This is a genomic window from Corynebacterium sp. NPDC104732 (genome assembly GCF_055583565.1).
Genome location: NZ_JBVJNS010000001.1, coordinates 67,813 through 82,208 on the forward strand (window position 1 = coordinate 67,813; position 14,396 = coordinate 82,208).

Consider the following 14,396-nt stretch of genomic DNA (forward strand, 5'->3'; position numbering starts at 1 on the left):
TTACCCTAATTTTAGCACGGCATAAATTAGAACACAAGAGCTAAATCAGGGTATTGTGTGACGACCCCGTTTGCGTTCACCGTGAGAGAAACATCGACACCCCGAGTGCCCGAAGCGTACCGGACTTGGCGGCTATCAATAGAGCTGTAATACTGGTCGCTGGCAATGACGCGCAGTGAAGGCATATCGATCCACGCCATGATCAATTGCGTTTTTGGCACGTCGCCAGACAACAGGCCGAGGCGCCGGATCGGCATCACATTAGTGAGTGGGCATTTGCCCAAATCCACATCAAGGGCCGACGACAGGTCCGTCCCGGGCGCAATTCCCGGCTCAGGCCCCTCGGCCGGCTGGATGCCACTGAGCGAAACGGTCTGGTCCCACACTCCGTCGGAATCCCGAATGAGCTCCAGCGACCGCTGCCACCCCGCGCCCTGAACCTGGACATGGATCCGGGACGTGATCCAATCCGTGCTGGCATCAAGCATCCAAGACGCCTGGTATTCAGAACAGGTCTGGATCCCAACGGCGGTAAGTCCCTTATCTTGCAGATCAACGCAGCACACGTCGCGCTGCGACTCGTCCTGTAAAATGCGCCATGTGTAGTAATCCATGGCACAACGCTACCTAAGAACTACTTCCGCCCGCGGCGCTGTGGGCGTGGGGCGACGGTGCCGTCGGCAAGCCTGCGCGCCCAGACGAGGAACGCGGTGTGGGCGTTCATGCGGTGTTCTGGGCGGGTGGCTAGGCCTTCGACCTTCCATTCGCGTACGAGGGATTCCCACGCTTTTGGTTCGGTAAAGCAGCGCAAAGAGCGGATGCCTTCCATGACTTTCATGAGCTGTGGGACGGTGGCGACGTACGTCATAAAGACGCCGCCGGGCTGCAAGATGGCAGAGCACACGTCGAGGCATTCCCATGGTTCGAGCATGTCCAGGATGATGCGGTCAACCGGCTCGCCGCCGAGATCATCGAGCGTAACTGAACGCAGGTCTCCCAGACGTGGGCTCCAGGTAGCAGGCCGTCCGCCGAACCAACCGTCAACGTTGGACTCGGCGTATTCCAGGTGGTCCTCGCGGATTTCGTATGAGATCAGCTGCCCCTCAGGCCCGATTGCGCGCAGCAGCGCCATCGACAGCGCACCGGAGCCAGCACCGGCCTCGAGTACGCGGGCGCCTGGGAAGATGTCGCCTTCCACCAGGATCTGGGCGGTGTCCTTCGGGTAGATCACGGCCGCGCCGCGGGGCATGGACAGGATGTGGTCCACCAGCAGGTGCCGGAAGCAGAGCCACTGGCCGCCCATGGCGGATTCCACCACGGTGCCTTCCGAGGAGCCGATGATTTTATCGTGCTCGATGATGCCCTTGTGGGTGTGAAGCTTTCCGCCAGGCTCCAAGATGATGGTGAAGTGGCGACGCTTCGCGTCGGTGAGTTGTACGCGGTCGCCCGCCTGGAAAGGTCCGGAATTTGCCATGCGCTGTAGTTTAATCGGCCATCGTCAGGTAAGAAAACAGCGCCTGCTCCATCCACTTCATGTCCGCCACGTGCGCGAGTTCCCGCGCGGAGTGCATGGACAGCAGTGGGATGCCAACGTCCACGGTTTCAATGCCGAGCCGGGTCGCGGTGATTGGCCCGATGGTGGAACCGCAGGGGCTGTTGTTGTTTCCGGCGAAGACCTGGGACGGAACCCCGGCGGCGCGGCAGGCGCGCTCCCACATCCCTACGGTGACCGCATTGGATGCGTAGCGCTGGTTGGAATTCACTTTCGCCACCGGCCCCTGGCCGAGCACCGGATAGTTCACTGCATCGTGCCGGGAAACATAGTTCGGGTGCACCGAGTGGGCGGCGTCGGCAGAGACGCAGGTAGACCGCGCGTACATCTGCTTCGTTTCCTCAAAATCGCGCCCCAACGCACAGGCGGTGCGCCCCAGCACATCCTCTAGGATGGGGCCGGCCGCGCCGGTGGTGGAAGCCGACCCGATCTCCTCGTGGTCAAAAGCGGCGAGCACCAGCACGTCCGTGGCCGTGGCGGTCGCGGCGAGGAATGCCTCCAGCGAGGCATAGACGCTGGAGAGGTTGTCCATGCGGCCTGCGGCAATAAGCTGCTTATCGACGCCGAACAGCGCGCCCGGTTGCGCATCCACCGTGATCAGATCATGGCTGGCAATGTCTTCCTTGGCCACGCCAGCGGCCGCAGCCACCAAGTCCAGCACCTCCACATCCGGGTTCCCCACGGAATAGATCGGCTGGGTGTGGGCCTGGCGGTCCAGCTTCAATCCTTCGTTGGCGCTGCGGTCCAGGTGGATAGCCAGATGGGGGATCCGGAAATCCCCGTCGGTGACTACATTGCGGGTTGTGCCGTCGTGAAGCGCGATGCGTCCGGCGAGCCGCAGCTCGCGGTCCAGCCACGACGGGATGATCGGCCCGCCGTACACCTCAACGCCAGCCTGCTGGAAAGTCGCGGTGCCCAGGTCGCCGCGGGGCTTGAGCTTGAACCCCGGGGAGTCGGTATGGGAGCCGATAATTCGGAACGCCGCCGCCTCCGGGCTCGGCAGCCACCATGCCATGAGAGCGCCACCGCGGATCAGGTAATGCCCGCCGGGAGTGGCAGACCAATCGTGCGTTTCCACTTGCTCGGTGAACCCGGCATCGTGAAGTCGCGCTGCCACCTCGTGCGCGGCGTGGTAAGAGCTAGGAGAAGCCTGGATAAAGTCAAGAAAAGCGTCGGACATACCCTCCAGCTTGCCATGTCCAGCTAAGCTGTAGCCATCATGGCTGCAAAGAAACCTCGTCCCCTCGCCCTGTCCCCCTCTCGTGCTTCGGATTACCAGCAGTGTCCACTGCTCTATCGCTTCCGGGCGATCGATCGGCTTCCGGAACCGAGCACGGTTGCGCAGGTCAAGGGGACGTTGGTGCATGCGGTGTTGGAAGAAATGCACAAGCTTCCGCGCGAGCAGCGCACCTACCCGGCCGCGGTGAAACGCCTCAAGCCGCATTGGGCGCGCATGTGTGCCGAGGATGCCGAGCTGGAGCAGCTGGTCCCCGACGATCAGCTGTATGACTTCCTGGTGGAGTCCCGCACTCTCCTGCGTGGCTACTTCGAGATGGAAAACCCGCAGGGCTTCGATGCACACGAGTGTGAGATGTACGTTGATGAGGTGCTGCCCAATGGGGTGCCGGTGCGTGGCTTCATCGACCGGGTAGATATCGCTCCTACCGGCGAGGTCCGTGTGGTGGACTACAAGACGGGTAAGAAACCGCTCCCCCAGTATTCCCAGGCCGCGCAGTTCCAGATGCGGTTCTACGCGCTGGTGTATTGGCGGCTATTCGATCAGATCCCCACCCAGCTGCGCCTGATGTATCTGAAGGTGATGGATTCGATGATCCTCACTCCATCCCGGGATGAACTGGAGTATTTCGAGCGTGACCTAGGTGAATTGTGGGCCAAGATCGAAGGCGACGGCAAGGAAGGGACGTTCCGCCCGAAGACCTCAAAGCTGTGCGGTTGGTGCCATCATCAGCCGATCTGTCCGGCTTTTGGTGGCACGCCTCCGGACTACCCGGGGTGGCCGGGTAGCACCGCAGACTAGAACAATCCGGTGATCTCTCCGCTGGGGGTGACGTCGATTCCTTCCGCGGCAGGGAACTTGGGTAGGCCCGGCATGGTCATGACGTCGCCGGTGAGTGCGACGATGAACCCGGCACCTATGCGGGGAATGAATTTGCGCACGTGCAGGGTGTGCCCCGTTGGGGCGCCGAGCGCAGTGGGGTCATCGGAGAAGGAGTACTGGGTTTTGGAAATACACACGGGAAGCGTGTCCCAACCCTGTTGCTGCAGGTATTTGAGGTCTTTTTGGGCGTTGACGCTAAGCTGCACCGCATCCGCCCCATAGATCTCCCGCGCGATCGTCTCGATGGAGGAAAGGACGCCGTCGGCGGGGTCATAGAGTGGCTGCGTGTGCGCAGGCTTATCGACGCCCTCGTCCAGCACCACCCGTGCCAACTCAGTTGCCCCTTCCCCACCATCAGCCCAGACGGTGGTGAGCACCACGGCCACGTCGTGGCGACGACCCCATTCAATGACCTCATTGACCTCGTCTTCGGTGTCGGTGATGAAGTGGTTGAGGGCTACCACGGGTCGGGCACCAAACTTGCGAACGTTGGCTACATGGCGTTCCAGATTCTCGAAGCCACCGTTGTATTTCAGTGCGCGGACTGTGGCGACGACCACCACGGAGGCGACGTCGAGGTCACCTGCTCGGGCCTTGATGTCGAAAAACTTCTCTGCGCCGAGATCGGAGCCGAACCCTGCCTCAGTGAGCACCACGTCGGCGTACCGCAGAGCAGTATCGGTAGCGATCAGCGAGTTGCAGCCGTGCGCGATATTGGCGAAGGGACCGCCATGGACGATTGCGGGGGTTCCGCCCAAGGTCTGGACCAGATTCGGGTTGATGGCGTCGCGAAGCAGTGCGGTGAGCGCACCCGCCGCCCCCAGCTGCTCGGCGGTGACCGGCTCCTGGTCGAAGGTCTGGCCGACGACGATGCGGCTCAGGCGAGCCTTGAGGTCAGCAAGGTCGGTGGCCAGGCACAAGATGGCCATGATTTCGGAGGCCGCCGTGATATCGAAGCCGCTTTCCCGCGGAACGCCTTGGCCAGGCCCGCCGAGGCCAGTGACGATGCCGCGGAGGCTGCGGTCATTGACGTCGAGGCAGCGGCGCCAGGTCACGCGGCGCGGGTCAATGCGGAGCTGATTTCCCTGGTGAATGTGGTTATCGATCATTGCCGCAAGGGTATTGTTCGCCGCGGCAATCGCATGGAGATCGCCCGTGAAGTGCAGGTTGATATCCTCCATCGGCACGATCTGGGCGTAACCGCCACCGGCTGCCCCGCCTTTAATACCCATGACGGGGCCTTGGGACGGCTCGCGGATCGCGACGATGGTGCGGTGCCCGGCAGCGCGGATGGCGTCGGCAAGCCCGATCAGTACCGTGGACTTCCCCTCCCCCGCCGGCGTGGGCGACATGGCGGTGACCAGCACTAATTTTCCGGTGCGCTCTCGGTCAGGAAGGGCAGCTACATCAATTTTGGCTTTTCCCCGGCCGTATCCGATGACGTGCTCGGTGGGGATTCCGGCCCGCTCGGCGATCGTCGCAATGGGCTCCAGGGTGTGAGCACTCGCGATCTCGAAATCTTGTGGTTGCGTCATATCCACCAATTTAATGAAAAGACCACCCCGAAGGGTGGTCTTTGCGCAGAAAGTAGGGGCTACAGCATGAAGCTACCGAACAGGAAGCCGAACGCAACAGCCAGGGCGATGCACAACGTGCCCGGGATGATGAAGGAGTGGTTGAACACGAACTTGCCGATGCGCGTCGAGCCAGTATCGTCCATCTCCACCGCGGCCAGCAGCGTTGGGTAGGTAGGCAGGATGAATAGCGCGGACACCGCAGCGAAGGATGCGATGGCGACCAATGGAGAAACACCCACAGCGAGGGCTGCCGGAATGAGTGCCTTGGCGGTAGCGGCCTGCGAGTACAGCAGTGCGGCGGCGAAGAACAGGACCACTGCGAGCATCCATGGGAACTGGTTCAGAACGTCGCTGGACAGCGCCTTGATCTGATCGATGTAGCCGTTGATTAGCGTGGTGCCGAGCCAAGCCACACCCAACACACAGACGCAGGCGGACATGCCAGAGCGGAACACGGAGGTCTGCAGGATCGTGTCAGCCTTGAGCTTGCACACCATGGTGATGACGGTGGCAGCGCCCATCATGATGGCCATGATGGCTTCGTTACGAGGAACGGTAGGTTCCTTGATCAGGCCGACCTGGTCGGAGATAGCGGTGGCGTAGAACATGACCACCAAGATGGCGATCAAGAAGATGACCACGGAGGCCTTGGCTCCCTTGACGGGCTCGTAGGCGTGCATGCCCTGTGGTGGCTTTACTGTGCCGTTGGCTAGGCGTTCCTGGTAGACCGGATCATCTTTCAGATCCTTACCCAGGAAGTTCGTGACGAAGGCGGTGAGGATGATGGCCAGGAAGGTGGACAGAATAAACACGGCCAGCATGGACAGGTAACCGACGCCGTGTTCCTTTTCCATGATGCCCGTCATGAAAACGACAGCTGCGGAAATAGGTGACGCGGTGATAGCCATCTGAGAGGCAACGACGGCGATGGATAGCGGACGAGAGGGGCGAACGCCACCCTCCTTTGCCACCTCAGCAATAACTGGCAGCGTGGAGAATGCGGTATGGCCGGTGCCGCAGAAAACCGTCATGAGCCAAGTGACAATTGGGGCCCAGATCGTGATTTGCTTCGGGTTTTTACGCAGTGCCTTCTCTGCGAGATAAACGAGGTAGTCAAGGCCACCGGCTTTCTGCATCGCGGCGATAGCGGCGATGACGGCCATGATGATGCCGATGACGTCGAACGGAATGTCCTTGATGGTGACGGTGAGTCCGGTGAGCCCGAGCAGGAGCACACCTGCGCCGCCGGCGAAGCCGATGGCGATGGAACCCAGTCGCGCACCGAGGAAGATCGCGGCGAGCACGATGATGATGTGTAGTGCGAGTAACACAGTTCTTTCCCTTGGGATACTAGAGTTTCGCACGAAAAGGAGGTTATCTTGCCCGTGTGAAACTCGGGATTATGTAGTTTCACTGCATATTCAGTTGTGAAAAAAAGTCTTGGGGGTTTTCTCGGATACGCTCCCCGATAGGCTCTGCGCAGGCCTATCGGGGGCGCTACCCAAGGCGGGCACCGATTATCGGCCACCCGAGTACGAAGCGTTAGTCTTCGTACAGCTTGCCACGGTAAACAGGCTTCATGAGGTTCTCAACGGAGAGAACTTCATTCAGCTTCTCTTCATCCATCAGGCCCTTCTCCAGCACCAGCTCGCGGACCGAGCGGCCGGTGGCGGCGGCTTCCTTACCGATCTTGTCGCCGTTCAGGTGGCCGATGAATGGGTTGAGGTAGGTGATGATGCCGATGGAGTTGTGCACAAAGTCGGCACAGATCTCTTCGTTGGCGGTGATGCCGACGACGCACTTCTCACGCAGCGTAACGACAGCGTTGGTCAGCAGCGACAGGGACTCGAAGATTGCCTGTGCCAGTGCTGGCTCCATCACGTTCAGCTGCAGCTGGCCAGCCTCAGCGGCCATGAGGACGCACATGTCATTGCCGAAGACCTTGAAGCAGACCTGGTTGACAACCTCAGGAATCACTGGGTTGACCTTGGCCGGCATGATCGAGGAACCTGCTTGCATTTCTGGCAGGTTGATCTCCTTCAGACCAGCGCGTGGGCCGGAGGAAAGCAGGCGCAGGTCGTTACAGATCTTGGACAGGTTCATGGCAGACTGCTTCACTGCCGCATGGGCGTGCATGTAGCAGGAGTTGTCGTAGGTTGCCACCAGAAGGTCTGGTGCGCCCTTGATGTCCAAACCGGTGACCTCTGCGAGGGCCTTGACGATGGCGTCCTGGAAACCGTCTGGGGTGTTCAGGCCGGTACCGATTGCGGTGGCGCCGAGGTTGGTGGTGAGCAGAATCTTGATGGCTTCCTCGAGGAAGTCGGCTTCTTCGTGGAGGCCGTGGCCGAAGGCTTCAAACTCCCCACCCAAGGTCATTGGGACAGCGTCTTGGAGCTGGGTGCGACCCATCTTGAGGACATGGGAGAACTCCTTACCCTTGGCGAGGAAGGCGTCGGCAAGGTTGCGCAGTTCCTCAATGTAGCCGACCGCAGCGTGGTAAATGCCGAGCTTGAGGCCGGTTGGGTAGGCGTCGTTGGTGGACTGTGCCATGTTGACGTCGTCGTTTGGGTTGAGGTCGTGGTACGAGCCCTTTGGCTTGCCCATGTGCTCCAGCGCAAGGTTAGCGACAACCTCGTTGGTATTCATGTTCATGGACGTGCCGGCGCCACCTTGGAAGGAATCCGTGGGGAACTGGTCCATGCAGCGACCCTCTTCGAGGATTTGGTCGCAGGCCCAGACGATGGCTTCGTACTTGTCCTTTGGCAGGGTCTTGCAGGCACGGTTGGCCATAGCGGTGGCCTTCTTGACCTGAACCATGCCACGAATGAAGTCCGGCACTTCATTGTGTGTCTTGCCGGAAATGTTGAAGTTCTGGACCGCGCGGAGGGTGTGGATGCCGTAGTAACAGTCGTTTGGAACTTCCATGGTTCCGAGCAGGTCCTCTTCGGTTCGGGTCCCTTGGGTGAAGGTTGGATCAGTCACGGTGTTGCTCTCCTTTTCGCCACATGTGGCCTAAAGGTGTGTTGGTATCTCCAACAAGCGCCTTGAGTAATCTCTGATGGCTCGCCGCTCCTGTCTGCAGTGAGCCAAATAATTGGATTGGGCAATTGATTCAATAACGCATTGTACCGAGCGCATGTTTTCAAGCCAAGGGTTTTTCCAACAAAGTGGGCATTTTCGGATGTGGCATTATGCACGTTTTAGGTGGGGAACTTTTACCCCTATCTATTTGTTTTCATTACCTTCTTGACGGTTGTTCAACAATGCAGGTCAGCGGGCTGTGAAGCGCTGCTTTACGTGGAGAAATAAAAATAACCCGAGGGAAGAAGATGTCCTCCCACGGGCCTACTCCCCCAATTAGTGGGGAGATTAAACACCTACATTCGGGCAATCCTGATCTCGGAAGCCAAAATCGCCTTGGCACCCAAAACGGACAGTCGGTCCATGATTTGGTTTGCTTCCTTGAATGGCACCATAGCGCGCACTGCAACCCAATCCTCGTGTGCCAACGGGGATACCGTCGGCCCGGACAGGCCCGGAGTGATCGTGGTTGCTTCCGCCAGCAAATCCCGCTGAATGTTATAGTCCAGCATGAGGAAATTCTGGGCGTGCAAAATGCCCTCCATGCGGCGCAGGAACACGCGGTGGGCGTCGCGAAGCTCAATGCCCTGCCGCGCCACGACGACGGCCTCGCTGTCGCAAATCACTGGGCCGAACGGCGCCAGCCCCTGCTTGCGCAGCGTCCGACCGGTGGACACGACGTCCGCAATCGCATCAGCGACACCCAGCTTGATGGAAATCTCCACGGCGCCGTCAAGGCGGATAACCTCAGCGGACACCCCACGAGCCTTGAGATCCTCGCGCACCAGGTTGGGGTACGACGTCGCAATACGCAGCCCTTCCAAGGAATCCACCGTGTAATTGGCCTCCCGCGGACCGGCGTAGCGGAACGTCGAAGCGCCGAAGCCCAGCGGCATCACTTCCTCCACCTTGGCCATGGAATCCGCGGCCAGGTCACGACCGGTGATCCCCAGGTCCAGGTGCCCCTTGGCAACGTAAATCGCGATGTCTTTCGGACGGAGGAAGAAAAACTCCACCTTGTTCGTCTGATCGAGCACCGTCAGGGCTTTAGGATCTTGCCGACGCTCGTAGCCAGCTTCCTGCAAAATAGCGACGGCGCGCTCAGACAACGAGCCTTTATTCGGTACAGCAACTTTGAGCATGAGAAATCCTTAGAGGTACTTGTAGATGTCTGCTGGTTCCAGGCCTCGGGCCACCATCATGACCTGGGTCCAGTAGATGAGCTGAGACATTTCTTCCGCAAGCTCCTCGTCGGACTGGTATTCCGCTGCAATCCAGACTTCGCCCGCTTCTTCGATGATCTTCTTACCCAGATGATGGACGCCCTTATCCAAAGCAGCGACAGTGCCGGAGCCCTCTGGGCGTTCCTGGGCGCGGGTTCGAAGTTCAGCGTACAGCGAGTCAAAATTCTTCACGGGGCCTATTGTTTCACAAGCAATGCTTAGTGTCGTGCACAGGCCCTAAACCACGCGCCACAAAGCTGTGGAGTTACCCCTATAAAGGAGGTACTTCCGTGCTGTGCGCGCATATCCAGGACGCCGTCTGGCACCGGGCCGTGCTCTGGCAGCCCAACGACGCGGCAGCCCGCATCCCGGGCGGCCAGCATGCCAGCCTGGGAATCCTCAAATACCAGGCACTGCTGCGCGTCCACTCCGAGGCGGGCCGCCGCAGTGAGATAGATCTCCGGGTCAGGCTTGCCCGCAGAAACCTCATTGCCACAGATGGTGCTGGTGAACAACTCCCGGCCGATCGCATCGATCGCGGGGGCTGCGAGCACCCGGTTGGTGTTGGTGACCAGCATCATCGGGGTGCCTGCTGCTTTCAAGGAGCCGAGTAACTCAGCAACCCCGTCCCGCAGTTCAAGTCGGGTATCAAACAGCTCCTGGACGCGGGTGAACATAGCGCTGCGGTAGCGTTCGTAATCAGCATCGCTGACGCTCACCCCGGCATGCTCGGCGCAGATCGCCAGCGTGTTGGCAAAGGTGCCGCCAACGGTGCGGGCGCGCAGCTCCGGGGTGAGGCGACGCCCCATCGATTCGCTCATCTCATAGGTGGCGATCCCCCACAACGGTTCGGAATCGACGAGGGTGCCGTCCATATCCCACAAAATTGCTTGGTACATGAACCCCAAGCTTAGACGTTAAAGTACTTAGCCTCCGGGTGGTACAGCACGAACGCATCCGTGGATTGCTCGGGGTGCAGCTGCAATTCCTCAGACAACGACACGCCGATGCGCTCTGGCTGCAACAACTCCACCAAGCCACGGCGGGACTCCAAGTCCGGGCAGGAACCATAACCGAAGGAGTACCGCGCGCCGGAGTAATCCAGATCGAAGAAGCGACGGGGATCCTCGGCATCCTGCTGGCCGACATTCGTACCGTCGGAGAGTGTGAGCTCGGCGCGGATCCGGCTGTGTAGCCACTCCGCCATGGCTTCGGTGAGCTGCACGCCCAGGCCGTGGACCTCTAGGTAGTCGCGGTATTCGTTGGCGGCAAACAGCTCGTTGGCAAAGTCTGCGATGGGCTGGCCCATGGTGACCAGCTGGAATGGCAGCACGTCGATCCGATCCGGGGCGATAAAGTCTGGAATGGACAGGAAGCGACCCCGCTGCTGGCGCGGGAAATCAAACCGGGTGAGTTCCGGAGCGTCGAGCGAAGGTTCAATGTGCACGATGATGGATTCGCCCTCCGCGTGCGCCGGGAAATACCCGTACACCGCTGCGGCGTGGTCCAAAATTCCCTCGGACTTGAGGCGGTCGAGCCACATGCGCAGCCGTGGGCGGCCTTCGCGTTCCACCAGGTCTTCGAAGGTGTCGTCGGAACCCTTGGCGGGTTTAAGTCCCCACTGCCCCATGAACAAGGCGCGCTCATCGAGCATCGGCAGGAAGTCTGCCAAGGTGATGCCCTTAAGGATGCGGGTACCCCAGAACGGCGGCGTGGCGCGTGGCACATCGACGGCAACGTCAGAGCGTTCCGGCAGCACCACCGGTTCGGCGGTCGCTTTGCGCTCCTCGGCGATGCGCAGTGAACGCTCGCGACGGGCTTTGCGCTCGGCCTTCTTCTTTTCGGCCGCCTCGGCAGCGGCGATCTGCTCCGGGGATTGCGACCCATTCTTCAGCGCCATCACGTTGTCCATGAGGGTCAAACCCTCGAAGGCGTCTTTGGCGTAGTAGACGCTGCCCTCGTAGATCTCATCCAGGTCGTTTTCCACATAGGTGCGGGTCAGGGCCGCGCCGCCGAGGAGAACCGGATACTTGGACAGTCCAGCGGCATTAAGCTCTTGCAGGTTTTCCTTCATCACCACGGTGGATTTCACCAGCAGACCGGACATGCCGATGACATCGGCGCCGTGTTTTTCGGCGGCCTCAGCGATGTCGCGGATGGGCTGCTTAATCCCGAGATTGACCACTTCGTAGCCGTTGTTGGACAAGATAATGTCCACCAAGTTTTTGCCGATATCGTGGACGTCGCCTTTGACGGTGGCGATGACGAGTTTGCCCTTGGATCCGGTGGAGTCGGTGGCCTCCATGAATCCCTCCAGGTAGGCCACTGCCGTTTTCATGGTTTCGGCGGACTGGAGCACGAACGGCAGCTGCATTTGGCCGGAGCCGAAGAGATCACCCACCGTCTTCATGCCTGAGAGGAGGTCTTGGTTGATGATCTCGATGGGGCCCTTCTCAGCCATCGCGAGGTCGAGGTCGGCTTCGATTCCCTGCTTCTCGCCGTCGATAATGCGCTGCGCAAGGCGCTCAAAGAGCGGCATAGCGGCGAGCGCTTCGGCCCGGGCGTCCTTGGCGCTGGAGGCGTCGACGCCTTCGAAGAGCTCCATGAACACCTGCAGTGGGTCGTAGGTGTCGGTGCGGCGGTCGTACACCATGTCTAGCGCTACTTCGCGCTGGCGCTCGTCGATGCGGTTCATCGGGATGATCTTGGAGCTGTGCGCGATCGCAGTATCCAGGCCGGCTTCGATGCATTCGTTGAGGAACACGGAGTTGAGCACCTGGCGGGCGGCTGGGTTTAGCCCGAAGGAAATGTTGGACAGGCCGAGGGTGGTGTGTACCTTCGGATGCGCTGCTTTGAGGCGCTTGATGGCCTCGATGGTTTCGATGCCGTCGCGTCGGGTCTCTTCCTGGCCGGTGGAGATTGGGAAGGTGAGGCAGTCGACGATGATGTCCTGCTCCTGGAAGCCCCAGTTTTGCGTGATGTCGGCGATGAGGCGCTCAGCCACGGCCACCTTGTGGTCGGCGGTGCGGGCCTGTCCGGATTCATCGATGGTCAGCGCCACCACTGCGGCCCCGTGCTGTTTGGCTAGGCGCATGATCCGTTGGTAGCGGGAGTCCGGGCCGTCGCCATCTTCGAAGTTCACGGAGTTCAGCGCGCAGCGACCACCGAGTACCTTCAGGCCGGCTTCCAGCACAGCAGGTTCAGTCGAGTCGAGCATGATGGGCAACGTGGTGGCTGTAGCGAGGCGGGAGGCCAGCTGGTGCATGTCGTCGCGGCCGTCGCGTCCCACGTAGTCGACGCACACGTCGAGCATATGCGCGCCGTCGCGGGTCTGCCCTTTGGCAATGTCGATGCACTTTTCCCAGTCCCCGGCGAGCATCGCTTCACGGAACGCCTTGGAGCCGTTGGCGTTGGTGCGCTCGCCGATCATGGTGATGCCGGTGTCTTGTTTAAGTGGAATGGCCTGGTAGAGGGAGGAAACGTAGTCTTCCGGCTCGCGGTCTGGCAGTGGGGCTTCCAGCTTTTCGACGGCGTTAGCCAGGAGCCTAATGTGCTCCGGAGTCGTGCCACAGCAGCCGCCGACCATCCGCAGGCCGTATTCCCGGATAAAGCTCACGAGAGCCTCTTCAAGTTCGGGGGCAGTCAGCGGGTAGACCGCACCGTCTTTACCGAGTACGGGTAGGCCGGCGTTCGGCATAACGGTGACCGGAACGGAGGCGTGTTGGGAGAGGTAACGCAGGTGTTCGCTCATTTCGGCGGGGCCGGTGGCGCAGTTCAGGCCGATGGAGGAAATTCCGAGGCGTTCCAGAGCAGTGAGGGCGGCCCCGATTTCGGAGCCGAGCAGCATTGTGCCGGTGGTTTCCACGGTGACGTGCACCATGATGGGAAGGGTGACCTCAAGTTCTTCGAAGGCGCGCTGGCACGCGAGGACAGTCGACTTGACCTGCAGCAGGTCCTGGGCGGTTTCGATGAGGATCGCGTCGGAGCCGCCGCGGATGAGGCCCTTGGCGGCCAGGTAGTAGTGTTCGCTGAGGGCATCGAATAGCGCGTGCCCGAGGGATGGCAGCTTCGTGCCCGGGCCGAGCGCACCGACGACGAACTTGCCCTCAAAGGTGTCGGCTACCTCGCGGGCGATGCGGGCACCAGCGTAGGCGAGTTCCTCGCAGCGGTCGGCGATGTCATAGTCGGCGAGGTTGGGGAGGTTACACCCGAAGGTATTGGTTTCGACGAAGTCGGCGCCGGCTTCATAGTACGACCGGTGGATGCTGGCGACGATGTCGGGCCGGGTGACATTGAGGATCTCGTTGCAGCCTTCCAGTCCGAGGAAATCGCTGTCCACGGACATATCGAAGCCCTGGAGCTGGGTGCCCATGGCACCGTCGCCCACCAGAATTCGGGTGGACAAGGCATCGAGGAAAGCTGTACTAGTCTTCATAAACTAGACAGCTTAGACTATTCCAGTTCTGGAAGTGAAGACAGGGCCTCATTAGATGCAGCGGAAGCAGCAACGGCCTTCTTAAACAGCGCATTGAGCTCCTCGCGCTCCTCCGGCTCCACCACCGCATCCGCGTGTCGAGCATTGAACTCGTCGATTGCGGTAATCGTGGTTCCCACCAGCTGATTCACCGCGTCAACCTCTGCACCTTCCGGAAGCGCATCGAGGCCATCCAAGAACGCTTCCAGGATCTCTCGCAGCTGTGGCAGCACAGCAGGATCAAACGGCTGATCCCAGAACTCGCGTTCTTCTTCTCTCAGGTAGGAGCCGGAAGCGAACTCCTGCAAATCGGAAATAAACTCATCAACATCGGACTGAAACTGCGTACGAATAGTCATGGTCCTCATTC

The 14,396-nt window shown here is 60.4% G+C and carries 12 protein-coding genes; 1 reads left to right on the forward strand and 11 read right to left on the reverse strand.

Translation table 11 applies throughout. From position 1 onward, the window contains the following. Positions 1-26 precede the first annotated feature (26 nt). Genes ACZ6ZO_RS00340 through ACZ6ZO_RS00350 form a run of 3 tightly spaced genes read right to left on the reverse strand, consistent with a single transcriptional unit; the run spans position 27 to position 2,732 of the window. On the reverse strand, positions 27-614 hold the full coding sequence (locus ACZ6ZO_RS00340) for a putative glycolipid-binding domain-containing protein (RefSeq protein WP_465289761.1): 588 nt from the start codon (positions 612-614) through the stop codon (positions 27-29). Positions 615-634: 20 nt separating this feature from the next. Next, positions 635-1,474 (reverse strand): tRNA (adenine-N1)-methyltransferase, encoded by an 840-nt coding sequence (locus tag ACZ6ZO_RS00345; protein ID WP_465289763.1) that lies wholly within the window; start codon positions 1,472-1,474, stop codon positions 635-637. A 10-nt stretch (positions 1,475-1,484) separates the two neighbouring features. Beyond that, on the reverse strand, positions 1,485-2,732 hold the full coding sequence (locus ACZ6ZO_RS00350; protein ID WP_465289765.1) for a M18 family aminopeptidase: 1,248 nt from the start codon (positions 2,730-2,732) through the stop codon (positions 1,485-1,487). Positions 2,733-2,771: 39 nt separating this feature from the next. Here ACZ6ZO_RS00350 and ACZ6ZO_RS00355 point away from each other — a divergent pair, with 39 nt between their 5' ends. Next, positions 2,772-3,590 carry a RecB family exonuclease gene (locus ACZ6ZO_RS00355; protein ID WP_465289767.1) on the forward strand — a complete coding sequence of 273 codons (819 nt, stop codon included), beginning with the start codon at positions 2,772-2,774 and terminating at the stop codon, positions 3,588-3,590. On the opposite strand, the gene ACZ6ZO_RS00360 is transcribed toward ACZ6ZO_RS00355, so the two are convergent. From ACZ6ZO_RS00360 to ACZ6ZO_RS00395, 8 genes are all read right to left on the reverse strand, one after another. Then, complete coding sequence (locus tag ACZ6ZO_RS00360; protein ID WP_465289769.1) at positions 3,587-5,206, reverse strand: formate--tetrahydrofolate ligase; 1,620 nt, start codon at positions 5,204-5,206, stop codon at positions 3,587-3,589. The genes ACZ6ZO_RS00355 and ACZ6ZO_RS00360 overlap by 4 nt on opposite strands. A gap of 59 nt (positions 5,207-5,265) precedes the next feature. Further along, a complete protein-coding gene (locus tag ACZ6ZO_RS00365) occupies positions 5,266-6,579 on the reverse strand; it encodes an anaerobic C4-dicarboxylate transporter (protein ID WP_182386127.1) in 1,314 nt (437 codons plus the stop codon). 211 nt (positions 6,580-6,790) lie between these two features. Continuing rightward, entirely contained in the window at positions 6,791-8,230 is a 1,440-nt protein-coding gene (gene aspA, locus ACZ6ZO_RS00370; protein ID WP_465289771.1) for an aspartate ammonia-lyase, read from the reverse strand. Positions 8,231-8,625: 395 nt separating this feature from the next. Further along, positions 8,626-9,471, reverse strand: a complete 846-nt coding sequence (gene hisG, locus ACZ6ZO_RS00375) for an ATP phosphoribosyltransferase (protein ID WP_465289773.1) — start codon at positions 9,469-9,471, stop codon at positions 8,626-8,628. A gap of 9 nt (positions 9,472-9,480) precedes the next feature. Then, on the reverse strand, positions 9,481-9,744 hold the full coding sequence (locus ACZ6ZO_RS00380) for a phosphoribosyl-ATP diphosphatase (RefSeq protein WP_182386129.1): 264 nt from the start codon (positions 9,742-9,744) through the stop codon (positions 9,481-9,483). 26 nt (positions 9,745-9,770) lie between these two features. Continuing rightward, entirely contained in the window at positions 9,771-10,451 is a 681-nt protein-coding gene (locus ACZ6ZO_RS00385) for an HAD family hydrolase (protein WP_182386130.1), read from the reverse strand. A gap of 11 nt (positions 10,452-10,462) precedes the next feature. After that, positions 10,463-13,987 carry a methionine synthase gene (gene metH, locus ACZ6ZO_RS00390; protein ID WP_465289776.1) on the reverse strand — a complete coding sequence of 1,175 codons (3,525 nt, stop codon included), beginning with the start codon at positions 13,985-13,987 and terminating at the stop codon, positions 10,463-10,465. A 17-nt stretch (positions 13,988-14,004) separates the two neighbouring features. Next, on the reverse strand, positions 14,005-14,385 hold the full coding sequence (locus ACZ6ZO_RS00395; RefSeq protein ID WP_465289778.1) for a hypothetical protein: 381 nt from the start codon (positions 14,383-14,385) through the stop codon (positions 14,005-14,007). Between the last annotated feature and the right edge of the window lie 11 nt (positions 14,386-14,396).